Origin of the sequence: Tenacibaculum haliotis (genome assembly GCF_025215075.1) — a bacterium.
Taxonomy (GTDB): Bacteria; Bacteroidota; Bacteroidia; order Flavobacteriales; family Flavobacteriaceae; genus Polaribacter; species Polaribacter haliotis_B.
Map to the genome: position 1 here is coordinate 40,244 of NZ_JAOBTH010000023.1, position 26,417 is coordinate 66,660.

At 31.0% G+C, this 26,417-nt stretch carries 26 protein-coding genes; 3 read left to right on the forward strand and 23 right to left on the reverse strand.

The features are described 5' to 3' along the window. Positions 1–39: 39 nt before the first annotated feature. The 17 genes from N2251_RS03815 to N2251_RS03895 form a co-directional block, all read right to left on the reverse strand. Positions 40–1,977, reverse strand: coding sequence for a hypothetical protein (locus N2251_RS03815; RefSeq protein ID WP_260585384.1), 1,938 nt, complete (start codon positions 1,975–1,977; stop codon positions 40–42). A gap of 182 nt (positions 1,978–2,159) precedes the next feature. Further along, positions 2,160–2,867, reverse strand: coding sequence for a hypothetical protein (locus N2251_RS03820; protein WP_068704925.1), 708 nt, complete (start codon positions 2,865–2,867; stop codon positions 2,160–2,162). A 40-nt stretch (positions 2,868–2,907) separates the two neighbouring features. Beyond that, a complete protein-coding gene (locus N2251_RS03825) occupies positions 2,908–3,852 on the reverse strand; it encodes a phage tail-like protein (RefSeq protein ID WP_260585386.1) in 945 nt (314 codons plus the stop codon). Between the two features lie 111 nt (positions 3,853–3,963). Further along, positions 3,964–5,016, reverse strand: coding sequence for an ATP-grasp domain-containing protein (locus tag N2251_RS03830; RefSeq protein WP_260585387.1), 1,053 nt, complete (start codon positions 5,014–5,016; stop codon positions 3,964–3,966). 1 nt (position 5,017) lies between these two features. After that, the gene (locus N2251_RS03835; protein WP_260585388.1) at positions 5,018–5,257 is read right to left on the reverse strand and encodes a DUF6095 family protein; all 240 of its coding nucleotides are present in this window, start codon (positions 5,255–5,257) and stop codon (positions 5,018–5,020) included. After that, positions 5,250–6,065, reverse strand: coding sequence for an N-acetylmuramic acid 6-phosphate etherase (gene murQ / locus N2251_RS03840; protein WP_260585389.1), 816 nt, complete (start codon positions 6,063–6,065; stop codon positions 5,250–5,252). Before murQ ends, N2251_RS03835 begins: the two co-directional genes overlap by 8 nt. An 86-nt stretch (positions 6,066–6,151) precedes the next feature. Beyond that, the gene (locus N2251_RS03845) at positions 6,152–8,377 is read right to left on the reverse strand and encodes an NADP-dependent isocitrate dehydrogenase (RefSeq protein ID WP_260585390.1); all 2,226 of its coding nucleotides are present in this window, start codon (positions 8,375–8,377) and stop codon (positions 6,152–6,154) included. 729 nt (positions 8,378–9,106) lie between these two features. Further along, positions 9,107–9,454, reverse strand: coding sequence for a 50S ribosomal protein L19 (gene rplS / locus N2251_RS03850; protein WP_260585391.1), 348 nt, complete (start codon positions 9,452–9,454; stop codon positions 9,107–9,109). Positions 9,455–9,599: 145 nt separating this feature from the next. Continuing rightward, positions 9,600–11,009, reverse strand: coding sequence for an ArnT family glycosyltransferase (locus tag N2251_RS03855; protein WP_260585392.1), 1,410 nt, complete (start codon positions 11,007–11,009; stop codon positions 9,600–9,602). A gap of 6 nt (positions 11,010–11,015) precedes the next feature. Beyond that, complete coding sequence (locus N2251_RS03860) at positions 11,016–11,765, reverse strand: glycosyltransferase (RefSeq protein ID WP_260585393.1); 750 nt, start codon at positions 11,763–11,765, stop codon at positions 11,016–11,018. After that, complete coding sequence (trmD, locus tag N2251_RS03865; protein ID WP_260585394.1) at positions 11,758–12,435, reverse strand: tRNA (guanosine(37)-N1)-methyltransferase TrmD; 678 nt, start codon at positions 12,433–12,435, stop codon at positions 11,758–11,760. Before trmD ends, N2251_RS03860 begins: the two co-directional genes overlap by 8 nt. A 30-nt stretch (positions 12,436–12,465) precedes the next feature. Next, positions 12,466–13,326: an RluA family pseudouridine synthase gene (locus N2251_RS03870; protein ID WP_260585395.1), complete on the reverse strand. Its 861-nt coding sequence runs from the start codon at positions 13,324–13,326 to the stop codon at positions 12,466–12,468. Between the two features lie 154 nt (positions 13,327–13,480). Continuing rightward, complete coding sequence (locus N2251_RS03875; protein WP_260585396.1) at positions 13,481–13,903, reverse strand: VOC family protein; 423 nt, start codon at positions 13,901–13,903, stop codon at positions 13,481–13,483. A gap of 10 nt (positions 13,904–13,913) precedes the next feature. Beyond that, positions 13,914–14,342, reverse strand: coding sequence for a hypothetical protein (locus tag N2251_RS03880; protein WP_260585397.1), 429 nt, complete (start codon positions 14,340–14,342; stop codon positions 13,914–13,916). Position 14,343: 1 nt separating this feature from the next. Next, positions 14,344–16,035 carry a gamma-glutamyltransferase gene (gene ggt, locus N2251_RS03885; RefSeq protein WP_260585398.1) on the reverse strand — a complete coding sequence of 564 codons (1,692 nt, stop codon included), beginning with the start codon at positions 16,033–16,035 and terminating at the stop codon, positions 14,344–14,346. Positions 16,036–16,038: 3 nt separating this feature from the next. Then, a complete protein-coding gene (locus tag N2251_RS03890; RefSeq protein ID WP_260585399.1) occupies positions 16,039–16,626 on the reverse strand; it encodes an acyl carrier protein phosphodiesterase in 588 nt (195 codons plus the stop codon). Positions 16,627–16,690: 64 nt separating this feature from the next. Next, complete coding sequence (locus N2251_RS03895) at positions 16,691–18,154, reverse strand: aminoacyl-histidine dipeptidase (RefSeq protein ID WP_260585400.1); 1,464 nt, start codon at positions 18,152–18,154, stop codon at positions 16,691–16,693. A 92-nt stretch (positions 18,155–18,246) separates the two neighbouring features. On the opposite strand from N2251_RS03895, the gene recR reads away from it, so the two are divergent. Further along, positions 18,247–18,864, forward strand: coding sequence for a recombination mediator RecR (recR, locus tag N2251_RS03900; RefSeq protein WP_260585401.1), 618 nt, complete (start codon positions 18,247–18,249; stop codon positions 18,862–18,864). A gap of 51 nt (positions 18,865–18,915) precedes the next feature. Here recR and N2251_RS03905 read toward each other — a convergent pair whose 3' ends face one another. The 6 genes from N2251_RS03905 to N2251_RS03930 form a co-directional block, all read right to left on the reverse strand. Further along, positions 18,916–19,338 (reverse strand): hypothetical protein, encoded by a 423-nt coding sequence (locus N2251_RS03905; RefSeq protein ID WP_260585402.1) that lies wholly within the window; start codon positions 19,336–19,338, stop codon positions 18,916–18,918. A gap of 334 nt (positions 19,339–19,672) precedes the next feature. Next, positions 19,673–20,083, reverse strand: a complete 411-nt coding sequence (locus N2251_RS03910) for a lipocalin family protein (protein WP_260585403.1) — start codon at positions 20,081–20,083, stop codon at positions 19,673–19,675. Positions 20,084–20,129: 46 nt separating this feature from the next. Further along, the gene (locus N2251_RS03915) at positions 20,130–20,720 is read right to left on the reverse strand and encodes a CopD family protein (protein WP_260585404.1); all 591 of its coding nucleotides are present in this window, start codon (positions 20,718–20,720) and stop codon (positions 20,130–20,132) included. A 204-nt stretch (positions 20,721–20,924) separates the two neighbouring features. Next, complete coding sequence (hemH, locus tag N2251_RS03920; RefSeq protein WP_260585405.1) at positions 20,925–21,935, reverse strand: ferrochelatase; 1,011 nt, start codon at positions 21,933–21,935, stop codon at positions 20,925–20,927. A 1-nt stretch (position 21,936) separates the two neighbouring features. Continuing rightward, positions 21,937–22,458 carry a TrmH family RNA methyltransferase gene (locus N2251_RS03925; RefSeq protein WP_260585406.1) on the reverse strand — a complete coding sequence of 174 codons (522 nt, stop codon included), beginning with the start codon at positions 22,456–22,458 and terminating at the stop codon, positions 21,937–21,939. Continuing rightward, complete coding sequence (locus N2251_RS03930; RefSeq protein ID WP_260585407.1) at positions 22,459–23,346, reverse strand: helix-turn-helix domain-containing protein; 888 nt, start codon at positions 23,344–23,346, stop codon at positions 22,459–22,461. Between the two features lie 209 nt (positions 23,347–23,555). On the opposite strand from N2251_RS03930, the gene hemA reads away from it, so the two are divergent. Together hemA and hemC are read left to right on the forward strand one after the other, a co-directional pair. Continuing rightward, complete coding sequence (gene hemA, locus N2251_RS03935; RefSeq protein ID WP_260585408.1) at positions 23,556–24,824, forward strand: glutamyl-tRNA reductase; 1,269 nt, start codon at positions 23,556–23,558, stop codon at positions 24,822–24,824. Beyond that, positions 24,808–26,391, forward strand: coding sequence for a hydroxymethylbilane synthase (hemC, locus tag N2251_RS03940; RefSeq protein ID WP_260585409.1), 1,584 nt, complete (start codon positions 24,808–24,810; stop codon positions 26,389–26,391). Before hemA ends, hemC begins: the two co-directional genes overlap by 17 nt. The last annotated feature ends 26 nt before the right edge of the window (positions 26,392–26,417 follow it).

The following is a 26,417-nucleotide window of genomic DNA, read 5'->3' on the forward strand; positions in this document are numbered from 1 at the left end:
AAAATTAAAAAATTCTACAATTAATTGGTTTATTGTATTTTAATTGATTTTTCTAATTGTCATGCCAGTAGCATTAGCATCAATAACAACATCTCCAGAATTATCTATGTTTTTTTCTCTGATTTTTATACCATAGCTTTGAAAGGCTGTAAGATTTAACAAAACAGTTCTTGAAGCATTTACATATCTTTGATTTGTATTTCCTATAAGAGTAATTATACTACCTGTATTAGCTATTGGGTTATTATTTTGACAGACAACTACTTCTAGAGAGTTATTGTTTAAGTTATTGAAATCATTTCCATTTTCTTTTCTTAATGAAACAGTATATGTAACTTCATATAGCCCAGTTTCTGTAATTTGTACTTGATTATTATTTCTATTATTAATTGGCCCATTAAAAAGCCTAACAGAGTTTAAAGGTATTAATGTACCATTAGTATTATAACGAGCTACTCTTATAGTAGAGTTTGCATTGTTGTATTTATCGATATAAGTTAATGTAGATGAACCTCCACCAGAACTAGTTGTGTTTGAGTTGTTCATTTGGTGCCATATAGAACCATTACTTTGTAACTTTAAAGTTGTGTTACTACCTATTGAATTTGCATTAATATTTGATAAATTACGATAATTAGAAATGTTAATGTTATTACTAGTGATGTTTTTAAGTATATATTCTCTTCCTTCACAAGTAGAAGCATTAGGTAATGTAATTGTGTGATTACCATTAATAATTATAGAGTAATGATCCTCATTGAGTGTTAGGTTATTTGTTGTAGTTAAAATAGATTTAGATACAGATCCTTTAATTTGTAAAGTAGAATTAGCGATATCAAAATTACCCGTGTTATAGTTTGCGTTTATATCATCTGTAACAGGTATATCCTGTTGATTAATATTAATACCAAACCTTGTTTTTGCATTTCTTCCAGTTGTATTTCCTTGTACTCTAAAAAACTCTCTATAAATTTGTGGACTGTAATAATAACGTTTAAATATTATAGGTTCGTTACCATCATCACCAATAGTAAACTCTAAGCGCCCTTGATTGTTAGGACCAGCAGATCCAATTTCAAACAAGTCTGTTGCTCCAGAACTACCTTTAAGTCTAAAGCTACCATTACTTGTTGTGTAAAACATTGGTTTGTAAAAGCTAGCACCAGATGCAGCAAATTGTAGTGCTGATATGTTATTATTACCCCTAAGATATACTAATGGCTGATCTACATCTGTATAATCAGGATAGGATTGATCTAAACCTAAAGTTCCTCTTCTACCAAATTCTAATATAGGAAGGTTGTTTGAACGTATTTGCATTTTAACATCATCAATAGTTCCAAGAAAGTTAGCAGCTGTTGTGCCTGTGTTACCAGTAGTAAGCCAATTGCTTAATGCAGCATTGTCTATCCAATCAGTACCTGTTGCTGTAGATGATAGTATTTGACCATTTGTACCAACATCACCACTACTATCTATATAACTTTTTTTAACAGATAGGTTTTCGTGAACAATTGTATTACTGTTACGTAAGTTAATTCCACTTATTGCCTTAATATCAAAAAAACCAGTTGATTCTAAGTTTATGTAATTAGCATTATCTATATCAAATCTACCTAAATTAGAAAATCTTAAGTTGTTTGTTCCTCCATTTATAAATCGATTAGCATCTAATGTACCATCAGCAGTATATATATTACTTGATGCAGCAGTAGATGTAATGGTAGGCCATTGATTTGTAATAGGTAAAGGTAAACTAGGGTCAAAAATTCTTATAAGACTATTTGTTGTGTCAAACCATATATCACCTTCTACAGGATTAGAAGGAAAAGTAGGACTTGTTGTTACTAAATTGTTATTAACTGTTTGTATGGTTCCTTTATTGTCAATTACTCTAACTTGTTGAGCATTAATTTTATTAGAAAATAAAATTAATGCAAAAATTAATATTAATATATGTTTTTTATATTGTATCATTCTTATTATAAAGGACTTAACTATGTGTTAATAATTGTAGTTGCTAATAATTTTGAAATTAGATAAAGATTAGTTTTTAATGGGGTGTTTTAATTTTGAATATATTTAGAGAGTAAATCAAAATTATTTTAAAGTATTGGTACCGATTTTATCAGTACCAATACTTTAATTATATTTAAATATTATTTTACAAAGTGAACCTCGATAATATCACCAGCATAAACCGTCCAATCATTAGGGTCTACTTCATCTGCAAAGTCTAAAGTAACTGTACCAGCAGCAGCAGTATAATCTACTCCAACACCAGCAGCAGCACCTGCAATTAATTTTGCACCATTTCTATATACATAAACTTGGCTAAAAGAAGGTAAATCAGTAACACCTGTTAAAGCGAAAGCTGTTTGACCATCTGTAGCAACAAATCTTTCTTGTCCACTTTGAATTAAATCAGTAGCTAATAAGTTTTTAACCTGTCCTGTGGTCTCATCTCTTACAAGTAAGGTATAACCTGTACCACCCATAGCGGTTGCAGCACTACCTGTTTCTTCTTGAATTCCATCAATAACAAACGTACCACCAGCAGCACCATCAATTGTAACTTTAAATTCCTGAGCACCAGTATTAATATCTGTGTCAGCAGTTAAAGTACCACCTAATTGCCAAGTTGTAGTAGTTCTATTACCTGGTGCTGTAGATGTTATTTGAGTAATACCGTTATTAGATTGTAAGTATTTAATAGTACCTTTATTATCTATTAATTTTACTGTTTTAGTAGGGTCTGTATCCTTTGTAAGCGTTGTAGGATCAGTTGTTTGTGCATTAACAGTACCGATTGCTAAGATACCTACGGCAACTAATGCGAATTTAAATTTGTTTGTAATTGTTTTCATAAATTGATTATTTAAAAATTTGTAATAGGGATTTTTGATATTAATAAAGTTGTATTATTCTTATTTCGTCACCTGCATAACACGTTGCATCAGGTTCTATTTCTATTGTTGTTGTGTTGATTACCGTAAAATCGATACGAACACCGTTTCTGTATACGTTAATTTTATCGTTTGAATAAATTGTTAATCCAGAGAAAGTTTGTTGGTTATCAATTGCTATAATTTTAGTAACTTCTTCTCGTAATAAATCTGAAGGATCTATTTTTCGTAATTGCCCGGTAGCATTATTTACGGTAACAATAGCATCTTGAGTAGTGTCTCCGTTTTCTAAGCCAGTAATAGCCAAGGTATTTGTAGTATCTGTTTGTATAGTTGTAGGTTTTATTAATACTCCGCCTAATTGTATGGTATTAGTAGCATCAATTAAAAGACCGTTATTAGCATTAGGAGCTGTATTTGAATTTACCCAATCTGTTCCGTCATATGCATAAATTACCCCTGTTGTAGTATCAACATATACGTCCCCAGCTAATGCATCAGTAATTGTTGTGTTGTTAGGTATACCATTACCTCTTCTAGGGTTATTATCAATAGCAATCCAGTTATTTCCATCCCAAATACTTGTGGTGTTTAAGGTATCATTAATCCAAAAGTCACCTAAATTATTACCTGTTGGAGCTGTTGAACTTGTCGTGACATTAATAGCTCTACCTGATGAATTATTTTTACATAAACTTTTCCAAGAAGTTCCATCATACATAAAAACACAATCCTCATCAGTATTATATACTAACGCACCCTTTAGTGGTGCAATTGCACTCATTTGAGTGTTTGACATACGACTAATAACTATGGCTTTGTCCGTACTTTCTAATTCTAAAATTGAACTAGAATGGATCACAGAAGGATTATCGCCTATCTTTACTTGAGAGAAAAGAGAGGTTTTAATTAAGAAAATAAGTATAAATAATAGTTTTATTTTCATACTATATGGGAAATTAAAGCGGCAAAAGTAATCATTTTTTTTAAATTATAAATAATAATCGTTATAATAGTTGGACACCTCTTTTATATTTAAGTCACTTATAAATAAACTTTAAGATGTTTTTTTTATGTGTGATAGGTGTTTTTTTAATTGTAAAATTTCTACAGAAAAGTGTTTTGTGTTTTTATAAGGAATGTTAAGTTTTTTATTATTTACAGTTGCTATTTTATAGATACTTTTCCAGTGCGTCCTTATTGTTTTTAATGCTTGAAAATAAGTGAATTTTTTTGCATCGTATATGTGGGTTGGCTCTGCCAAAATACCATTGATTTCTATAATTTTAAAATCTGTACCATTTTCTAAAGAAGAAAAAGAATTGTATTTTAAATCAATTCGTCCATAATACCAACCAGGAATTTTTTTATTAAGTGTGTCAAAAGTTTTAATTAATGTTTTACTAATTAAATGGTTTCCGTTAATAAATTGAGTTCCTCTTGAGTGATTTCCTATAGCAGTAAGTTTTACAACTTTATCTTTATAGGGAACTGTATTTAATTTATTTTGATGAATTTCGGTAAATAATTCTATATATAATTTTGCCCTTTCATCATTTAAAATTAATTCTTTTAAAGTGCTTTTTCCGTCGCCAGTAACGGCTAAAAATTTTTTCAGGGTTAAAGAGGTAATGTTTCCAGTTTTGTTTTCTGGATACCGAAAATATAAAACGCCACATTCATTTTCATAATTTAAAAATTCTTGAATAATGATGGCTATCATTCCATACTTTTTAAAGTAGGTTTGTAACTCAGTTTCGGTATGTACTTTTTGTACTAACAGGCCTCTAAAACCAATGTCTGGTTTTGCTATTAAAGGAAATTGAATTTGTTGCTCATTAATAGCTGTAATTATTTTATTATACTCCGTATTAGGTTTTATTAATATAGTTTTAGGGCGATATTTTTCAGGAATGAGCATGGTTGTTTCGAACTTAGATTCGGTGCCGATTCCAGAATTTTTAATACAAGGGTTTGTGGCTGTGTAAAAAGACAGGTGTTTCGCTTTTATAGCCAAATAAAATGCATAGGGTAAGTTAGGAATGTAAAACATATAAGAAGGCCAATGCTCCCAGTTTATAAGTTTTTTTAGGGTGGTATTTTTTCTCAAATTATTTTTGAAATAAATTATCTAAAAATGCTTTTATTGTTTTAAATCCGAAGTAAACAGTGTATAAGAGTAAAAAAATACCAATACCTAATATCGCATAGGCAATATATTTTTTAGGGTTTTCGGTGTAAATTTTTAAAGCTTTAAACCCGATGCTTACTATTATTGGAGATGTAATTAATAAACCCAAAAGGATTAAAAATTTTTTTACAATTTTATCAAAAGTTATTTGTTTAGGCATTGGTATGGTTTTTTATAACATCACGAACATTTCCGTACTTTTTTAATAATTTACTTGCAGTTACTTGGTCGATGTTTAATTCAGAAACTAACATTTTTTCTCCTCTTTTTACCAACTTATTATTAGATAGTTGCATATCAACCATTTTATTACCTTTTACTTTACCTAGTTGAATCATTGTAGCGGTAGATAGCATGTTTAAAACTAATTTTTGAGCAGTTCCGGCTTTCATACGAGAGCTACCAGTTACAAACTCAGGTCCAACGACTACTTCGATAGGAAATTGAGCTGTTAGTGCTAAAGGGCTTTTTTGATTGCAAGTAATACAACCGGTAATAATATCGTTTTTATTGCATTCATTTAAAGCAGTAATTACATAAGGTGTTGTGCCTGATGCAGCAATACCAACCACTACATCTTTGGATGAAATGTTGTGTTTTTGTAAATCAAGCCAACCTTGTTTTGTTGAATCTTCTGCATTTTCAACAGCTTTTCTAATAGCTACATCTCCGCCTGCAATAAGCCCAACAACTAATTCATGCGGAACACCAAAAGTAGGAGGGCATTCACTAGCATCTAAAATACCTAAACGACCGCTTGTACCAGCACCGATATAAAACAATCGTCCACCTTTTTTTAATTTTGTTACTATTTGAGTAGTAAGTTTTTCAATTTGTGGCAATGCTTTTTCAACAGCTAAAGGAACCGTTTTGTCCTCGTTATTTATGTTTGATAATAAATCAGTAACAGTCATTTTTTCTAAATGATTGTATTTTGATGACTGCTCGGTAGTTTTAATAAAATCCATAATTCAAATTTAGTAATTATAATATTTTATAACGTAAAAAAGCAGGTAATTTTAGTTACCTGCTTTTTATGATTATAATAATAAAATTAAATACTTTGTAAAATAGTATTTAATGTATTACTCGATTTCATAATAGCATCAGCTAATTCATCAGTTGGTTCATAGTAACCACCAATGTTTACAGCCTTACCTTGTGCTGAGTTTAATTCGTTGACAATAGTAGTTTCGTTAGCTGTCATTTTTTCTGCAATAGGAGTAAACTGCGCTTTTAAATCAGCATCTTTATCTTGATTAGCTAAGGCTTGTGCCCAATAGGTTGCTAAATAAAAATGAGATCCTCTGTTATCTAACTCTCCAGTTCTTCTTGAAGGTCCTTTTTTATTATCTAACAATTTGTCAGTTGCATCATCTAATGTTTCAGCTAAAACTTTTGCTTTAGCGTTGTTGTTGGTTTCTCCTAAATGCTCTAATGAAACAGCCAAGGCTAAAAATTCACCTAAAGAATCCCAACGTAAATGATTTTCGTTAACTAATTGCTCAACGTGTTTTGGAGCAGAACCACCAGCGCCAGTTTCAAATAAACCACCACCATTCATTAAAGGAACGATTGATAACATTTTTGCTGAAGTACCTAATTCTAAAATAGGAAATAAATCAGTTAAATAATCACGTAATACATTTCCGGTTACAGAAATGGTTTCTTCACCTTGTTTAACTCTTTCTAAAGTAAAAGTAGTTGCTTCAGGAATAGACATCACAAAAATATCTAAACCGTTAGTATCGTGATCTGCTAAGTATTTTTCTACTTTTTTAATGATTTCAGCATCGTGAGCTCTGTTTTCATCTAGCCAGAAAACAGCAGGAGCTTTAGTAGCTCTAGCTCTGGTAACAGCTAATTTAACCCAATCTTGAATTGGAGCGTCTTTTGTTTGACACATTCTCCAGATATCACCTTGTGCTACTTCGTGAGAAATTAAGGTTGTTCCGTTTGCGTCAATTACATCCACTGTTCCGTTTGATGTGATTTCGAAAGTTTTATCATGTGATCCGTATTCTTCAGCTTTTTGAGCCATTAAACCAACATTAGGAACCGTTCCCATTGTGGTAGGATCGAAAGCACCATTTTCTTTACAGAAATCTATCGTAGCTTGGTATAATGAAGCGTAAGAACTGTCAGGAATTACAGCTTTTGTATCTTGTTGTTTTCCTGCTTTATTCCACATTTGTCCTGAGGTACGAATCATTGCGGGCATAGAAGCATCAATAATTACATCCGAAGGAACGTGTAAGTTGGTAATTCCTTTATCAGAATTTACCATGGCAACATCAGGGCTGTTTGCGTAAATAGCTTCAATATCTGCTAAAATAGCGTCTTTTTTGTCAGCTGATAATTCCTCTAAGTTACTTAATAAGTTTCCGAATCCGTTATTAACATCAACTCCTATTTCTTCGAAAGTAGCGTTGTGTTTAGCGAATAAATCTTTAAAGAAAACACGAACTGCATGTCCGAAAATGATAGGGTCAGAAACCTTCATCATTGTTGCCTTCATATGTAATGAAAATAACAATCCTTTGTCTTTCGCATCAGCAATTTGTTCTGTTAAAAAGGCTAATAAAGCTTTTTTATTCATTACAGATCCGTCGATTACTTCACCATTTAGTAAAGAAACTTTTTCTTTTAAAATAGTTTTTGTCCCGTTAGCGTCTGTATGTACAATTTTTACATCTGTGGCATTGTTTACAGTAACTGATTTTTCGGTATGTGCAAAATCTCCGCCAGTCATTGTTGATACATGTGTTTCTGAATTAGAAGCCCAAGCACCCATTGAATGTGGATTCTTTTTTGCATAATTTTTTACTGCTTTTGGTGCCCTACGATCAGAATTCCCTTCACGTAAAACAGGATTTACAGCAGATCCTTTAATTTTATTATAACGTGCTAAAATTGCTTTTTCTTCATCAGAATTAGCTTCTTCAGGAAAATTTGGTAATGTATATCCTAAAGCTTGTAATTCTTTTATAGCAGCTTTTAATTGAGGTACCGAAGCAGAAATATTTGGTAATTTAATAATATTAGCTTCTGGTTTCTTTGCTAAGTCACCTAAGAAAGCCAAGGCATCTTCTACTTGTTGCTCTTTGGTTAAGAAATCTGAGAAGTTTGCAAGAATACGTCCTGCAAGAGAAATATCTTTTGTTTCTATTGCTATATTAGATGATTTTGTAAAAGCTTTTACAATAGGTAAAAACGAACGTGTAGCTAACGCTGGAGCTTCATCCGTTTTTGTGTACATGATTTTAGCAGTTTTGCTCATATATTAGTTTTTTTATGGTAGTATTACTTAAAACACACACCGTAATCATTAATAATTTTAATTTTGAAGTACTGCAAATTTAAGAATTACCGATGAGTTTTTTACTGCTAAAACATTATTAATTAGGGTGTTTTATTGTGAATTTGATAAAAAAAAGAAGATTTTTTGGGTTTTTATTATTAAAATAAAAGCCATATTATACAATTGCTTGTAATAACATGGCTTTCTTTAAAATAGTAGTTGCATTGATTTGTATTGCTACATTTTCAAATAAAACAGTGTTTTACGTTTTTCTTTATGAAAAACTACTTTCCTATTTTAAAATTGAAACATTTTTTAAGACATGTTGTTCTTAAAAAGAATGTTTCGTTGTTTTTAAACGAATAACTGTTGTTGTATCAATAATCAATCTATAGAAAGTAATTTTAAATTATAAAATAATTTCAATCACTTTTTAATTTTGATTAAAGCATCAATTTAAAATGTTTAAAAACAATATATAAAGAACATTTCTTTAAGTGAATTTACTTTTTACTAATTATCACAATATATTGAAATTGTACTAGTATTATAAACTCTTCGTAAAGATATATTTTTATATATTAGTTTTATAGTATTTAACGATTTAGATATCAACACTATATGAACTATAGTTATTAACAAATGTGAATAAAAAAAGCACTGTGAAAATCACAATGCTTTTTTATAAATCGAATTAAGAAGTAAATCTTAACCTCTTCTTTCTTTAATTCTTGCTTTTTTACCAGTAAGACCTCTAAAGTAAAAGATACGTGCTCTACGTACAATACCTTTTTTGTTTACTTCAATTTTCTGAATAGCAGGTAAGTTTACAGGGAAGATACGTTCAACTCCTATTGTACCAGACATTTTTCTGATTGTAAAAGTTTCAGAAGCACCAACACCTCTTTTTTGTATAACAACACCTCTAAAGAACTGCGTACGTACTTTTTCACCTTCTCTAATTTCGTAAAACACTGTAATTGTGTCTCCAGCTGAAAATTCTGGTAATTCGTTTCTTGTTACAAATTCGTCTTGAACAAACTTTACTAAATCCATTGTAATGATATTTATATGATTTTATAAAACAACATTCACGATATTTTCGTCAGAGGTTAATTTATGGCTGCGAAATTAATGAAAATATTATAAAATACGAACTTTTGTTCCATAATATTTATCACTTTATAAAACCATTTTATGATTAATTATTTTTTGAACTAAAAAGATAGATGTTTTTCTTTTTATTACTGTCTATTAGGCTGTAATTTAGGTTGCTATCTATGGTTGTTTTTTTAGAATTCTTTTTTGATATTATTAAATAAAACGGAATTTCGCTTTTTAAAATATGCTCAACTTCTTCTGATTTTATAGATTTTACTTTTCCTTTAGAATAAAACTGACTAGAGTAACTTTTTGTTTTGTAATGATAAATCTGAATGTCTTTTTTACAAGAATCCTGAATGAAATATTTATCAGAATTAGCATAGGTTTCCATATTGTTATTCATCAAGCTAAAACTATAAACCAAAATAGTAGCAATTGGTACGATTAAACTAATGGTTATTATTGTAGTTTTTTGTTTGATGTTTTTCCAAAAATGAACAGCTAAAAGAGCAATCGGAATTAATACAGGTAATATATATGGGTGAATTAAACTTTTAGAGACAGTAAAGAATAAAGGTGTCCATATTAACCAAGCACTTAAAAATAAGATCCATTTGTTAGAAAAGAACGTTTTTCTGTTTTTCCATAATTTTCCAATGACTACTTGAATCCAAGGTAGGGCAAATAATAAAAGAAAAATCCAAATCATTCCTAAAGGTTGTTGTTTTGGAAATCCGTATTTATCACCAGACCAACTACTATCAAAAAATCGACTAAAGTGTTCACCAACGATAAAATAGTCGATAAATCCAGGCGTTTTTTGTTCTGCTAAATAATACCAAGGAATTGCAATTAGTGCCATTACTAGTATTCCCAAGAAATAAGGAAATGTTTTAAATACCTTTTTAAATGATTTTGAAATTAGCGTCCACATAAAAATAGGAGGCAAGGTTAAAATAAAAATAATAGGTCCTTTTGCTAATAATCCTAATCCGAAACCAGCAAAAATTAAATATTTCCAAATAGGTTTTTCAGGATGATGCATGGCTTCCCAAAAAGAAAGCATTACTAAGGCTACGCAAAAAGCTAAAGAAGTATCGGTAGAAACTACGCCGGCATGAATTAAAAATTCAGGAATAGTAAGCACAATAAATCCTGGTAAAAAAAACGGAAGTTTTTCTCTTTTAGCATATTTACCAATCAAGAATATCATTAAAATACTTAATAATAAATAAGGTAATCTTGCTGTAAACTCAGAAACTCCGAAAACATCAAAACTTAAAGCCGATAACCAAGTAGAAAGTGGTGGTTTTGCCCAAAACGGAACTCCGTAATCTATTTGCGGTGTTATGTAGTCGTTTGTTTCTGCCATTATTCTGGCAATCTCTGCATAACGAGCTTCTGTTTTGTCCATCAAAGGAACAACTGCATTTAAAAACGCTCTCCATAATATTAAGAGAAGAACAGCTATTGAAAAAAAGTTTTTCTTATTGATTAGTTTACGCATTTGTATTTAAGATTTGTATCGTTTTTTTATAGAAAGTAAATCAAACCAAAGTTTAAAGAAATAAGTCATTTTTACACGACTATCATCCGCATCAATCCAAGATTTTAAAGGGATTTCTCGAGCGATATCTTTCATGTTTTCTTTTTTGAAAATGAAAATTAAACGATGAAAAATTTCTACATCAAACAGCCATTTAGAGATGAAATCTTCTTTAAAAACTTTTGAAGCAATTTCTTTGTTGAAAATTTTACATCCGCATTGCGTATCATAAACCTTTAAATCTAATTGTTTAGAGATTAAAGTGGCTATAAATCTACCAATAAAAAAACGATGTTGTTTGCGTTGAATATTAGTATCTATTTTTGCAATTCTAGATCCGAAAGCAAATTGAACTGTTGTGTTTATTTTTTTACTTATACTATGGCATTCCTCTAAAGTGGTTGCTAAATCAGCATCTAAATAAGCAATTTTTAAAAAAGAATTATTGGCTTCACAAAAATTAAAACCAGCTTTAACAGCTCCTGCTTTTCCTACGTTTTTATCTAAAGAAAGTAATTTTACATTTTTAGGATAAATAGTCGCTAATTTCTCTATAACGTCATCCGTCTTATCTGAAGAGCCATCGTTTACAAAAAACAACAGCACATTAGAAGTTGTATCTAAAAACTGTTTAAACTGATTTACAGGCAATCGGTTTTCTTCATTATAGCAAGGAATAACAATAATTAAATCGTGATGTAATTTTTGATTAGTCATCTAATAAATCGGGTCTTATATTCTTTGTATGTTGATATGCTTTTTCACTTCTCCATGCATCAATTTTAGGGAAATTACCAGATAATAATACTTCCGGAACTTTCATTCCGTCATATTCTGCAGGTCTTGTATAAACTGGCGGAGATAATAAGTCGTCTTGAAAAGAATCTGTTAAAGCAGATTGCTCATCACCTAAAACACCCGGAATTAAACGAACAACAGCATCACATAAAATTGCTGCTGCCAATTCCCCACCTGTTAAAACATAATCGCCAATAGAAATTTCTTTGGTAATAAATCGGTCTCTAACACGCTGATCGACTCCTTTATAATGACCCGTTAAAATAATAATGTTTTCTTTTAACGAAAGTGTGTTTGCGATAGATTGATTTAGCGTTTTTGCATCAGGCGTCATATAAATAATCTCATCATACGTTCTCTCTGATTGTAATTTAGAAATACAATTATCAATAGGTTCAATCATTAAAACCATTCCAGCGCCACCACCAAATTGTGTGTCGTCTAGTTTTTTGTAAGAACCGATTCCGTAATCACGTAAATTGTGAAAATGGATTTCAGCTAAACCTTTATCAATGGCACGTTTCATCATAGAATGTTCAAACGGGCTTTTTAGTAAATCTGGTGCTAGGGTAATAATATCTATTCGCATAATGGCAAAGATATATTTTTTAAAGGATACTTATGAGGGAAATATTTTTTTGAATTTCTTCGGAAGCTCTTTTGTTACGTTAATAATTTCTTTGGTAAATGGATGCTCAAATTTTAAAGTAGATGCGTGTAAATACAATCCTTTTCCGTTTAAAATTAAACCATCTATAAAATGTTCTTTGTCACCTAAAATGGGATTGTTAATAGCTAATAAATGTTTTCTTAATTGATGTTTTCTTCCTGTTTTTGGCGTTAACTCAACTAAGTTTAAAATATTAAAACGCTCAGAAATAACGGTTTTTAAAACTTGATATGAAGTAAACGCATTTTTGATGTCAACAGGGAAGTTAATTTCTCCTTTTTCGTCCATTTTACCAATGCTTATGGCATGATATGTTTTTTGAATTTCCTTATTTTCAAATAACTGATTTAAAGCAATAATGCTTGAACTTGTTTTTCCGATTAGTAATAATCCACTTGTGGGATAATCTAATCGATGCACGGGTCTTGGTCGTACAGCATCAAAAAGGGTACTTTTTGTTATGTTTTGCAGCAAAGCGTTGTTTATCGTTGCAAACGAATTTCCGCTTACTAAAATCCCCGAAGGTTTGTAAATAATAGCTAAATAATCGTCTTCAAAAAGAATTTCTAAGTCAAACTCAAATTGTTTAAAAGTAGTATCGTTTCCTTTTTTATATAATTCTATAAGTTCATTGCCGTTTATAAATAGGGCGGTAGTGGCAATTTTACCATCTACTAAAATCAATTCTTTCTTAATTGCTTTTTTTAAACCAGATTTAGTCGGAATCGTTTTAAAAATACCAACTCCGTATTCTTGTAGTCGAATCGATTTTTCTAGTGAGGGAACTTTATGAGTTTCTGATATGGTCATTATCTTTTGAAAATCCTTTTTTTTAGCATCATTCTAAATTTACTTTAATATATCAGAATGCTATTTTAATCGATATGAATCATTTATTATGTGAACCTGAAACAAGTTCAGGTTGACGAAATTGGTTGGTGATTATCATTAAACATCTTGTTGGTTATTTGGCAAATAATTGCGACATATCTTTAAAAGCTTTAAATTCAAGAGCATTATTTTCAGGATCATTAAAAAACATTGTTGCTTGTTCGCCAACCAATCCTTTAAAGCGAATGGTTGGAGCTATAATGAATGTTGTATTATTTGCTTTTAATCGTTCAGAAAGAGCTATCCAATCATTCCATTTTAAAACAACTCCAAAATGCGGAACAGGAACATCGTGGCCATCAACAGGATTTGTAATTGAATTTGTTGGTTGATAATCTTCCTTTTGATGGATGACTAATTGATGTCCGAAGAAATTAAAATCTACCCAATAATCCGAACTTCTACCTTCTTCGCATTGTAAAATATCTCTATAAAAAATTCTGCTTTTTTCTAAGTTCTGAACAGGAATTGATAGGTGGAATGGTTGTAAACTCATGTAGGGAAGATTATTTTTTTTGTCTTATTATTTCAGAAATGTTATTTACATTTTCTTTAGCTTGCCATAAAAAATCAATATAAGACCAAACATCAGAATCAAGAAGGTTGTCTTTGTCGAGTATTGAGTCTTTTTTTAAGTCTATGAAAATGGAATAAACATTATGAGTTAATTCGTTTCTTTGAACTAAGAATTGGTTTAAAATTGAGCTCAAGTTTCTATCAAAAAGATTGTTCTTTTCACCGATGGAAATTAATTTACCCAAAGTTGCTCTTTCTATTTTGTCTTTTACATTATTTCTTAAAAAATATAAAATCAATTCAGCTTCTAGTTTTCCTATAGCTAATGTGAATTTGCCTAATTCTGAACAAAATTTATCAGAACTATATAAAAGATTAAAAAAAACAATGCCTTTTGTAGGTTCTCCTTTGTACTTCATCTTAAAATCCATCAGCTTTATCATCACCTCTAGGATCAGCACCACCTTCTAAATTTCCATTAGGTAACACTAAAATACCGGCTACTTTACCAATAACAGGACTGTCTTCTTCATTTAAAAGATATCCTAATTTCTGTAAATCTTGTTTAACAGTGGTATCAAATTTATTAGGTTCCATCATAATAACATCTGGCAACCATTGATGATGGAATCGTGGTTGATTAACGGCTTCTTGCATGCCCATTTTAAATTCATGTACATTTAAAATAGTTTGTAATACCGAAGTTATAATTGTAGATCCGCCGGGCGTACCAACAACCATCCATAGTTTTCCGTTTTTTTCAACAATAGTTGGTGTCATTGAGCTTAGCATACGTTTTTCTGGAGCAATTTCATTTGCTTTTGCGCCAATCAATCCAAACATATTTGGTTCACCAGGTTTGCTGCTAAAATCATCCATTTCATTGTTTAAAAAGAAACCTAAATCAGCACAATATAATTTAGAGCCATAAGCACCATTAATTGTAGTGGTAACGGAAACTGCATTTCCGAATTTATCAACAATAGAGTAATGCGTTGTTTCATCACTTTCAATCATTTCAACATTACCATGAGAAACGTCTTCAGACAAAGTTGCTTTTTCAAAAGAAAAATCCCTCATTCGGTATTTGGTATATCTTTTACTGATTAATGTATCTAATAATATATTTACAAAATCTGGGTCGCCTAAAAAGAAGCTTCTATCTGCATAAGCACGTCTTTCGGCTTCTGTAATAACTTGAATCGTTTTTGTAGTGTTATGGCCAAATTTATCTAATTCATAAGGTTCAATCGCATTCATTATTTGCGCTAAACAAACTCCGCCGCTAGATGGTGGCGACATAGATATTACACGTAAATCATCGTATTTAAAGGTAATAGGAGTTCGCCATTTTGCTTCGTATTTCGCTAAATCTTCTTCGGTCATAATTCCGCCGTTAGCTTGCATAAATTTTACCAAACGCTTTGCTGTTTCTCCTTTGTAAAACTCATCTCTACCGTTTTCTAAAATACGTTGTAAAGTTACTGCTAGCGCAGGATATTTAATGGTGTCGTTCTTTTTCCAAGGTTTATTAAAAAGAATCGTGTCTTTATTTGCTTTTAAAAATGAAGGTTGGTGTTTTTTTATGCGATTTTCTTGTTTTTGAGTAACAATAACGCCTTTTTTAGCCAAAGCAATAACTGGCGTTAGAATATCAGTAATAGGTAAAGTTCCGAATTTTTTATGAGCAGCGAAAACTCCGGCAACTGTACCAGGGATTCCAACAGCCATTGCGCCAAGTGTACTTTTATTTTTAACAACGTTACCAAGACTATCTAAAAACATGTTTTTAGAAGAAGCGAGCGGTGCTTTTTCACGGTAATCTAACGCGCCAATTTCACCTGTGTTTTTACGATATACCATAAATCCGCCACCACCAATATTACCAGCATACGGATATGCTACTGCTAAAGCTAATTCTGTAGCTGCCATTGCATCAAAAGCATTTCCGCCTTTTTTAAGAATATCTACTCCGATTTTAGAAGCTTCTTCTCTGGCAGAAACTACCATTGCTTTAGTTGTGATTAACCCCGTAATTTTTTCTTTTTGAGTTGCTGTCTTACAACTTGATATAATAACTGAAAAGAAAATAAATAAGAATATATTTTTCATTTTTTAAATTGTAATGTTAATTTCTGAATTGCAATACTCGTGTAATTCTTCAAAGAATAAGGTAAAGTCTTCTTCAAATAATTGATAGTGAATTAATAAATCTTCAGAAGCTAAATTCATTTGAGAGATTCCTTTAGTACGTTTGTTCATACCGTTTAAAACTTCTTGAATTCCTTTTGCAAATTGATAGTTATATAGCCAGTTATACTTCGTTAAATATGGAAGGATTTCTTGCGTTTTTTCTGGAAGAATATCAAAATTATCTTCTAAAAGTTTATAAACAGATTTTACATAAACACCTAAAGGTATTTCAGAATAAGTACTCCAGTTTTTAGCTAAAAAATGATCGTAAAAAATATCGATAATTACGCCGTCATAATGTCGATAACGTTCATGTAATCTTCTTTTGCTTTTTCTAACAATGGGATGCGCATCTGTAAAAGTATCTATTTGACGATGTAAAAGAATTCCTTTTTGAATTTCTTCTTTAAAATGAGAAAACTTATTTCCTTTAATATGGTCGGCAATAAAATTACCAATCATTAAGTCTGTATTATTTCCCGATAAATATAAATGTGCTAAAAAATTCATTTTATAAATGTAAACAAAAAACCACAACTTGTAAGTTGTGGTTTTTAAGTTATTAAAATAACTATTAATTTTTACTAGGAATGTTCTTTAAAATTTCTAATAAAAATTTCCAATATTTTTGAGTAGATGAAATTTGTGCACGCTCATCAGGTGAGTGTGCTCCTTTAATATTAGGACCGAAAGAAACCATGTCCATCTCTGGATAATTCTGACCTAAAATTCCGCATTCTAAACCAGCATGACAAGCGGCAACGTTTGCTTTTTCACCATGTAGATCTTCGTATAGTTTATCTACGATTTTTAAAATTTCAGAGTTTACGTTAGGCAACCAACCAGGATACGTACCAGAGAACTCCACATCAAAACCAGCTAATTCGAAAGCTGCACGTAATGAGTTTGCTAAATCCCATTTATTAGTTTCAGAAGAAGAGCGTGTTAAACACCCGATTTTAATAGCGCCATCTTTTACAATAACACGGGCGATATTGTTTGAGGTTTCTACTAATCCTTCAATATCCGGACTCATTCTGTATACTCCGTTTAATGCAGTGTATAAAGATTTTATCAATCCTTCTTGAACACCTAAATCCATTACTTTTTTAGGAGTTTCAATTGCTGTTAATTCAATTGATAAATTAGGCTCTAATGTTAAAAATTCAGTTTTAATACTGTTTATTAATTCGTGAATTTCAAATAAGAAAGGTTCTTTGGATACGGTATCTATTACTACTGTAGAAAAGCTTTCGCGAGGTATTGCATTTCGCAAGCTACCTCCGTTTATTTCAGCAACACGTAATCCGAAGTTGGTAAAACCATCAAATAATAAACGATTCATTATTTTATTAGCATTACCTAGGCCTTTAATAATATCCATTCCAGAATGACCACCATTTAAACCTGTAATAGAAATAGAAAAAGCTGTTGTGTTGTCTGGAGTAATTTCTTGTTCGTATGTTCTTCTAGCGGTAACATCTACACCACCTGCACAACCCATACCAATTTCATCATCTTCTTCGGTATCTAGGTTTAATAAAATTTCACCTTCTAAAATTCCTCCTTCTAATCCCATTGCACCCGTCATACCAGTTTCTTCATCAATAGTAAACAAGGCTTCAACAGCAGGGTGTGCAATATCGGTAGCTTCTAAAACTCCCATAATCGACGCTACACCTAAACCATTATCAGCACCTAAGGTGGTTCCGTCTGCTTTTACCCAATCTCCATCAATAAACATTTTAATTCCTTCAGTATCGAAATCAAAAACTGTATCAGAATTTTTTTGGTGTACCATATCTAAGTGACTTTGCATCACGATAGTTTTACGGTTTTCCATTCCTACAGAAGCTGGTTTACGAATAATTACGTTACCAACTTTATCAACCATTGTTTCAAGATTTAGATTTTTGCCAAAATCTACCATAAACTGAATAACTCTTTCTTCTTTTTTAGATGGACGAGGTACTGCGTTTAAAAGTGCAAAATTTTTCCAAACTGCTTTAGGTTCTATGTTTTTTATATCTGAATTCATTGATAAATGTTTGTTTAAATTTAAAGTACGAAGATACTTTTTTAAAGTGATATATGTTAGTTGGCTGTGTTTGAAAATTGTAAATTTGCAAAATGGATTTTTCATCAAAATTATTAGAAAGAGCAGTAGATGAAGTGAGTAGGTTACCGGGTATTGGTAAACGAACTGCGCTTCGTTTGGTGTTGCATTTATTAAAACAACCTACAGAGAATACTAAATATTTAACAGATGCTTTAACTCATTTACGTACTGATGTAAAATCATGTAGTAAATGCCATAATATTTCTGATACTGTTTTGTGTGAAATTTGCAATAATTCGAATAGAAATGCTGAAATAGTATGTGTTGTTGAAGATATTCGTGATGTAATGGCAATTGAAAATACAGCTCAGTTTAGAGGTATATATCATGTGTTGGGAGGGAAAATTTCTCCTATCGAAGGAATAGGACCACAGAATTTACAAATAGATTCTTTAGTTAATAAAGTAAAAGAAGGGGAAATTAAGGAATTGATTTTTGCTTTAAGCTCTACAATGGAAGGTGATACCACCAATTTTTATATTTATAAACAGATAGAAAAATGTAATATTACTACTTCAACAATTGCTCGCGGAATTTCAGTGGGTGATGAGTTAGAATATGCAGATGAAGTTACGCTCGGTAGGAGTATTGTTAATAGAATACCTTTTGAGCAATCTATAAAAGGATAAAAAAAAGGTTGCTGTAAAAGCAACCTTTTTAAGTGATATTGTAAATAAAAATTATTCAGCTCTAGTGTAAACTTCTTCATATTCTTCACCTTCTAAAGAGAGAGTCATAGTATTGTTGTTGTTAGAAAAAGTAATATTAAATACTATATCATTATTTTGTTGAGAGCTTATTTTACTTTCTTTTCTGTTGTTAACAGTAAAGGTATAAGTTCCGTTATCGTTGTTTTTCCATGTTCCTATATTTTCCTCTTCAGCCACACAGTTGCCACCGTCATTATCATAATCAGTTTGGGTAAAAGAAAAATCTTCTTTCCAGTTTGTTGTATTCATTTCCCAACAAGAATCTGCAGCTTTATTGGCTCTAGGTTCTTGTTGTTCTTGCCAAGAACCGATGATAAGATCTAAGCTTTTTTCATTATCAGAACAAGAAAAGAAAGTAAATACTGCAATAGATAAGATAAGTAATTTTTTCATAATTTTTATGTTTTTAATATTTAGTATTACAAAAGTACTATTTATTTTTTTTTAAAAAAAAAGTTATTTAGTTTTAAGTAGCTTTTTTTTAGTGGTTTAGTGTGTTTTTTTGCAGCAGCGTTTGCTACTGCTGAAAAAAAAATGGAATAGTACTTGAAATAATGTTTATAGAAAAACGAATAAAAGTAAAAAAATAACCAGGTGTAATTTTGGTTAATAGCGGGGTTGTGATAGGAAGTGGTATTGTAAATCGTATTCCTTTTGAGCAATCTATAAAACGATAAAAAAAGGTTGTCTTTTGGGCAACCTTTTTTATCGTTTTATTAAAATATTTTTAGTTTACCCTAGTGTAAACTTCTACTCCCTCTCCTTCTCCTAGAGTAAAAGTATTATTGTTGTTTGAAAAAACAACTAAACCAGTATTGTCTCTAGTTTCATTTTCTCCTTTAGAAAAAGAAAAAGTATATGTATTGTTATTATTGTTTTTCCAAGTTCCAATTTGTTCAGGTCCATCAGTAATGCAGTTACCATCACTATCTTTTTCGTATTGAGTAGAAGAATAAGTACTATTACTGTTGAAGTTTACAGTGTTCATTTTGTAGCAGTCGTCTTCAACTCTTTTTTCTGCTTTAGGCTCTGTTTCTAGTTGAGTCCATGACCCTATAATAAGATCAAGTTTGTCATCATTATCAGAACAAGAAAATAAGGTAAATACAGCAATTGACAAAATAAGTAATTTTTTCATAATATATTTTTTTAGAATTAAGATGCAATAATAATAATAAATTACTTTATGGCTCTAATTCTTCATCCTTTTCAATTAATTCTTTTTCAAACTTATCCCAAGATTTTTTAGCTCTTACTTTTTTGTAAAAACGGATAGCTATCATTAATAAAACGCCAAAAAGAACAATTCCTACAACTCCCCAAATCCAATTAATAGCGCTTTTTAACACGACTAAAAATACTACTGCAAACAAAATTACAGTTGGAGCTTCGTTAAATATTCTAAGTTTTGTAGGTGAATAATTAATGTCATCAGCTTGTAACTCTTTGTATATTTTATGACAAAATCCGTGGTAAAAATACAAGGCTAAAACAAATGCTAGTTTTACATGCATCCAAGGCATTTCTATATAAGCAGGGTTTTTATAAAGCATCCAAAAGGCAAAAAAACTAGCTAATATTAAAGAAGGCCAGGTAATAATATACCACAAGCGTTTTGTCATTAATTTATATTGCGTTTGTAAAATTGCTTTAGCGGGTTCGTCTTTTTTTTCGGCTTCTACATGGTAGATAAATAAGCGACCAATATAAAATAAACCAGCAAACCAAGTAACTACAAAAATAATATGTAATGCTTTTACGTATAAAAAATCCATTTTTTCTATTTAAATTTATTAACTGTTATAGTTTAGAGACGGATCAAAAAACTAATTAAACAAAGTTCTCGATACATTTTTTTCGTTCCTCAAAAATTTACTCGAACTGACATTTGTTTTTATTTAGAAAAATACTCTAAATTATAATTATATGTCATTTCGAGCACAGTCGACCAGACAATTTATGTTTTTATGAACTAAGAGTTAAAATTTATTAATCCAACCAGCTAAAACATCTGTCCATTCATCATTATCATTAATACAAGGTACGGTGTAAAATTCTTCTCCACCGGCTTCTAAAAACTCATGTTTTCCTTCCATGGCAATTTCTTCTAATGTTTCTAAGCAGTCAGAAACAAAAGCAGGAGTTACAATGGCTAATTTTTTAACTCCGTCTTTTTCGGCTTTTTTTACAATCGTTCTATCAGTATAAGGTTGTAGCCAAGGATCAACTCCTAAACGAGATTGAAAAGAAGTAGAAACCATGTTTTCGTCTAACCCTAATGCTGAAATCACATTTTTGGTTGTTTGATAACATTGATGGCGGTAACAAAATTCGTGTGCTTTTGACGGAGTGTTACAACAACTGCCATCTATTTTACAATGACTTTTAGTAATGTCTGATTTTCGGATATGGCGTTCTGGAACTCCGTGGTAAGAAAATAATAAGTGGTCGTAATCCTTATCAGCTAAATAATCTTTAATACTGTTTGATAAAGCTTTAATGTATTCAGGTTTATTGTAAAACGCAGGAACATCTGTTATTTTTATTTCAGGAAAGAACTCTTTGCGAATTTCTTCAGCTAAAACCACAATAGTTTCGGTAGTTGCCATGGCAAACTGCGGATATAACGGCACCAACATAACTTCTGTAACACCTTTATCGTGTAGTTCTTGTAATCCTTTTTTTATGGTCATTGTACCATAACGCATTGCTAAGGAAACAGGAAGTTCCGTTTTTTGTTGCACTTTTTTTTGCAGACGTTTAGAAAGTACAATTAAAGGAGAACCCTCTTCCCACCAAATTTTTTTATAAGCTGCTGCAGATTTTTTAGGCCTCGTATTTAAAATAATTCCTTTCACTAAAAACGAACGAAACCAATAAGGAACATCAATAACACGTTCGTCCATTAAAAATTCGCCTAAATATTTTTTTACATCCTTCGGATCTGTGCTTTCTGGTGATCCTAGGTTTACTAATAAAGCTCCTTTCATTTTATTTATCTATTAAGCTGTTTTTATTTATCTGGTTTGTTGTTTCATATAAAGCAATACTTAAACTGTGTATTACGTTCATAGATGAATTGCGTCCGTACATTGGTATCGCAACTGTTGCGTCTAACAAGTCTGTGTTTTCAATTCCGTTTCTTTCGCTACCCAAAAGTAAAACTATTTTTTCTGTTGAGGTAAAATCAAAATCCTGAATATTTATACTATCATCAGTAATTTCAATACCGATAATAGTATTTCCTTCTTTTTTTAATTGATTTATTAGCAAGTTGAAATCACTATAGGTATCGTGTTCAATTTGATTTATGGTGTTTCTAGCAGTACGAGATACATTTCTGTTCTTTATAGAGGGCGAGCTATCATGTAAAAATATTTTTTGCACTCCAAAGCTTTCAGAAATACGAAAACACATACCAATGTTCTCTGGAGTTCTTATAGCGTCGCAAACAATAGTAATAGGAAACAGTTGCTGTTTGTTTTCGATGTCGTAATGTGTAAGTTGTTTCATTTAGTTATTTTGTAAGCTCATTACATATTGTTTTGGTGTGGTACCAAACTTCTTTTTAAAGGCTGCGATAAAATGGCTAGAAGTGCTGTAGCCAACTTGCAAGCCAACTTCATTTACGTTGTATTGGTTGCTTTCTAAAAGTTTGCGAGCATGTTCCATTTTATAATCAAACAAAAAACTGTAAACAGTATCTCCATATATTTGTTTAAAACCTTCTTTTAACTTCTTTAGGTTTAAGCCAACTTCGTTTGCTAATTCTTGTAAGGTTGGTGGCTCGCTCATTCTTGCGATAATAATATCTTTAGCTTGCCTTATTTTTAATATTTCACGATCATCAACTAAAAACGGGCAGTATTCATTTTCTGTATTTTCACCAGTATCAAAATGAAGACTCAGTAGCTCGTATGTTTTTCCTTTAATATAAAGGTCTTTCATTGAGCTATGATTTTGTGCTGTTAAAATTTGCTGCAAAGCCATTAAGGTGTTTGAGCTTATTTCGGTATTGTCGTAATATTTTTTATTCTTATTATCATCACTTAAAAAAGGAATGTAGCTAGCTTCTTTAGAGAATAGCGCATGAAATTTTTCGATAGTGATTAAAACAGATACCAAAGATGTTTTTGGTAAAATCTCTAAATTTATTGGTAGGTTTTGCTGTGGATTGTATAAAAATATAGCGTGTTTATCTAATACGTTAAAAGTATAACTGTTTTCATTAAAATGAAATTTACAATTTCCTTTTACACAATAATGTAGCTGTATATAAGAGTTATCGATGTCTCTTTTGTAAACTTCTGTTTTGTTAGAGTTATTTTGAAATTTTAAGACAAAAAAACCTTTTTCTAACAATACTTCTCTAAACGTACTTTCTGCGATGTTTTTTGACATAGATCAAAATAGATTTAAAAATAATTTATTTAGAATGACTCTAAATTGAAATACTGCCAATAGCTGATTTCATTGCAAAAATACACTTTATCTGTGTTTTAGAGATGTTTTTAGTTTAAAAAACTGATAACGACATTAAAAGTTCTTTCAGCGACATTTTTTTATATTTAATCTTTATATTTTTGACCCACCTTATTGAAGAAGACTGAATGACAGCGGATACACATAATAAGAATTTATATAACATAGGTGTTAGTTACAAAAAAGCTGATGCGACTATTAGGGGTAAGTTTAGTATTTCTAAGGAAAATCAAATACAACTTTTAGAAGAAGCAAAGCAGAGTGGAGTTGATGGTATTTTTGTGTTATCAACCTGTAATAGAACCGAAATTACTGGTTTTGCAGAACACCCTTTTCAATTAATTAGCATGCTTTGTAAATATTCAAACGGAGCGGTTGAAGAGTTTGCAGAAGTTTCTAATGTATATAAAAACAACGAAGCAATTACGCATCTTTTTAGGATGGGTACTGGTTTGGATAGCCAAATTTTAGGAGATTACGAAATTGTTGGTCAATTGCGTCAAGCATTTAAACTAGCAAAAGAGGTAGGAACTACCAATGCATATTTCGAGCGTTTGTTAAATCATGTAATGCAGGCAAGTAAGCGTGTAAAGAATGAAACGAAGTTAAGTTCAGGAACCACATCGGTTTCTTATGCCGCAGTTCAATACATCATTAAAAATTCGCCAAATTACAATTCGAAAAATATTTTAGTTTTCGGATTGGGAAAAATGGGGAAACATACTTGCAAGAACTTAGCTGAATATACTCAAAATAAAACAGTAAGTTTAATTAATAGAACCGAAGAAAAAGCGGAGGAGTTTGTAAAAGAGCATCCATCTATAAAAAAAGTTAAGTATAATAATTTAACGAAAGAAGTAGCAAATACAGATATTTTAATCGTTTCTACAGGAGCTTCTGAAGCGACTATCAAAAGAGAACATATCTTAACAACTAAAGAATTGCTGATTTTAGATTTATCAATGCCAGCAAATGTTTCGAAAGAAGTAGCAGCATTAGAAAACGTTACGTTGATAAATGTTGATGAGTTATCTAAAATTACAGATGAAACATTAGCAATTCGTCAGCAAGAAATACCAACAGCCGAAGCCATCATAGAAACTCATAAAGAAGAGTTTGGTGAATGGCTACATCACAGAAAATTTACACCAGCTATTACGGCGTTAAAAGAATCGTTAAAAACAATTCAACAAGACGAAATAGCTTTTCATAAGAAAAAAATAAAAGACTTTGATGAATCTCAGGCAGAAGTAATTACTTCGAGATTTATTCAAAAAATAACTACACAATTTGTAAAGCACTTAAAAGCTGAAGAAACCTCTGTAAGTAATAGTATAGAGGTAATGGCAAAAGTGTTTGGTGCAAATTTAGAAACTATCCATGCAGAAGACAATTAGAATAGGTACACGTGATAGCCAATTGGCTATGTGGCAAGCAAACAAAGTTCGTAAAGAGCTAGAAGAATTAGAGTATAAATGTGAAATAGTGCCGATTAAATCTACTGGAGATCTTGTTTTAGACAAGCCTTTGTATGAATTAGGAATCACAGGAATTTTTACTAAAAATTTAGATATCGCAATGTTAAATGGCGATATAGATGTTGCAGTACATTCTTTAAAAGATGTGCCTACAGTTTTACCTGAAGGAATTATTCAAGCAGCAGTTTTAAAACGAGCTAACTACAACGATATTTTAGTATTAAAAGACAACGAAGAGTTTTTTGGGCAACCTAACGGTATAATTGCAACAGGTAGTTTACGAAGAAAAGCACAATGGTTAAATCGATACCCTACACACGAAGTTGTTGGTTTACGAGGAAATGTAAATACACGTTTAGAAAAGTTAGAAAATAACGAATGGGACGGTGCCATTTTTGCCGCAGCTGGTTTAGAAAGATTAGGGAAAAGACCAGAAGGAGCAATTAATCTTTCTTGGATGATTCCTGCGCCAGCACAAGGAGCAATTATGATTACTGCTTTAGCGAATGATGATTTTTCTATAGATGCGTGTGAGCAATTAAACCATTACGAAACACAAGTTTGTGTGGGGATTGAGCGTGAATTCTTAAACTTATTAGAAGGCGGATGTACAGCGCCAATAGGAGCCTTGGCATATGTTGACGCTAAAACAGAAGAAATAAACTTTAAAGGTTTATTATTAAGTAAAGACGGTAAAAAGAAAATATCAGTAACAAAAAACGCCAAAGTAGGACGTCATCGTTATTTAGCGAAAGATTGTGCTGATTATGTAATTAATAAAGGAGGAAAAGAATTAATGGCTGATGATGTTGAGGTAGAAAAAGATTTTTCTATCTACTCAACGAAGAAGTTATCAGAAATTCAAAAAGAATTATTACCAGCATCTGTTAGTATTACAGATAGTGATTTTATTAAAATTCGTTTTAACAGAATTGCACCTAAGGTAATTAAGAATGAGATTGAAAATGTAATTATTACCAGTCAAAACGGTGTAGAAGCAATCGCAAACTCTTTTACAGCAGATGAATTAAAATTCAAAAATATTTACTGTGTTGGTCGAAGAACAAAAAAGTTAATCGAACAAAAAATAGGAAAAGTAGTAAAGTCTGAAAGAAATGCTGTTAAGTTAGCAGCTTATTTAGCTAAGGAAATAAAAGGGCAAGAAGTAACTTATTTCTGTAGTGATTTACGTTTAGATACTTTACCAAATGCTTTAAAAGTAAACGAAATATCGGTAAACGAAGTAGAAGCATACAAAACAATGTACAGTCCGTCTAAAGTTGATGAGAAAGTAAACGGAGTTTTGTTTTATAGTCCATCAGGGGTTGAAAGCTATATGCAAGAAAATGTTGCTGGTAAAGTAGCTTTTTGTATTGGCGAGAGCACCGCAAAAGAAGCAAGAAAACATTTTGATGATGTACAAGTTGCTAATTTACCAACAGTAGAAAGTGTAGTAGAATTAGTAAAATTACATTTTGTAAAATAATATTTATAATCTAAAAAAAAAATGAA

Bases quoted from the DNA above. Each gene is read 5' to 3' on its own strand.
- N2251_RS03815 (WP_260585384.1), bottom strand. From the start codon at position 1,977: ATGATACAATATAAAAAACATATATTAATATTAATTTTTGCATTAATT.
- N2251_RS03930 (WP_260585407.1), bottom strand. From the start codon at position 23,346: ATGTCAAAAAACATCGCAGAAAGTACGTTTAGAGAAGTATTGTTAGAA.
- N2251_RS03855 (WP_260585392.1), bottom strand. From the start codon at position 11,009: ATGCGTAAACTAATCAATAAGAAAAACTTTTTTTCAATAGCTGTTCTT.
- N2251_RS03860 (WP_260585393.1), bottom strand. From the start codon at position 11,765: ATGACTAATCAAAAATTACATCACGATTTAATTATTGTTATTCCTTGC.
- N2251_RS03895 (WP_260585400.1), bottom strand. From the start codon at position 18,154: ATGAATTCAGATATAAAAAACATAGAACCTAAAGCAGTTTGGAAAAAT.
- N2251_RS03870 (WP_260585395.1), bottom strand. From the start codon at position 13,326: ATGACCATATCAGAAACTCATAAAGTTCCCTCACTAGAAAAATCGATT.
- trmD (WP_260585394.1), bottom strand. From the start codon at position 12,435: ATGCGAATAGATATTATTACCCTAGCACCAGATTTACTAAAAAGCCCG.
- N2251_RS03820 (WP_068704925.1), bottom strand. From the start codon at position 2,867: ATGAAAACAATTACAAACAAATTTAAATTCGCATTAGTTGCCGTAGGT.
- N2251_RS03825 (WP_260585386.1), bottom strand. From the start codon at position 3,852: ATGAAAATAAAACTATTATTTATACTTATTTTCTTAATTAAAACCTCT.
- hemC (WP_260585409.1), top strand. From the start codon at position 24,808: ATGCAGAAGACAATTAGAATAGGTACACGTGATAGCCAATTGGCTATG.
- ggt (WP_260585398.1), bottom strand. From the start codon at position 16,035: ATGAAAAATATATTCTTATTTATTTTCTTTTCAGTTATTATATCAAGT.
- N2251_RS03835 (WP_260585388.1), bottom strand. From the start codon at position 5,257: ATGCCTAAACAAATAACTTTTGATAAAATTGTAAAAAAATTTTTAATC.
- N2251_RS03910 (WP_260585403.1), bottom strand. From the start codon at position 20,083: ATGAAAAAATTACTTATTTTGTCAATTGCTGTATTTACCTTATTTTCT.
- N2251_RS03845 (WP_260585390.1), bottom strand. From the start codon at position 8,377: ATGAGCAAAACTGCTAAAATCATGTACACAAAAACGGATGAAGCTCCA.
- rplS (WP_260585391.1), bottom strand. From the start codon at position 9,454: ATGGATTTAGTAAAGTTTGTTCAAGACGAATTTGTAACAAGAAACGAA.
- N2251_RS03880 (WP_260585397.1), bottom strand. From the start codon at position 14,342: ATGAAGTACAAAGGAGAACCTACAAAAGGCATTGTTTTTTTTAATCTT.
- N2251_RS03875 (WP_260585396.1), bottom strand. From the start codon at position 13,903: ATGAGTTTACAACCATTCCACCTATCAATTCCTGTTCAGAACTTAGAA.
- N2251_RS03890 (WP_260585399.1), bottom strand. From the start codon at position 16,626: ATGAATTTTTTAGCACATTTATATTTATCGGGAAATAATACAGACTTA.
- N2251_RS03915 (WP_260585404.1), bottom strand. From the start codon at position 20,720: ATGGATTTTTTATACGTAAAAGCATTACATATTATTTTTGTAGTTACT.
- N2251_RS03905 (WP_260585402.1), bottom strand. From the start codon at position 19,338: ATGAAAAAATTACTTATCTTATCTATTGCAGTATTTACTTTCTTTTCT.
- hemA (WP_260585408.1), top strand. From the start codon at position 23,556: ATGACAGCGGATACACATAATAAGAATTTATATAACATAGGTGTTAGT.
- N2251_RS03925 (WP_260585406.1), bottom strand. From the start codon at position 22,458: ATGAAACAACTTACACATTACGACATCGAAAACAAACAGCAACTGTTT.
- murQ (WP_260585389.1), bottom strand. From the start codon at position 6,065: ATGGATTTTATTAAAACTACCGAGCAGTCATCAAAATACAATCATTTA.
- hemH (WP_260585405.1), bottom strand. From the start codon at position 21,935: ATGAAAGGAGCTTTATTAGTAAACCTAGGATCACCAGAAAGCACAGAT.
- recR (WP_260585401.1), top strand. From the start codon at position 18,247: ATGGATTTTTCATCAAAATTATTAGAAAGAGCAGTAGATGAAGTGAGT.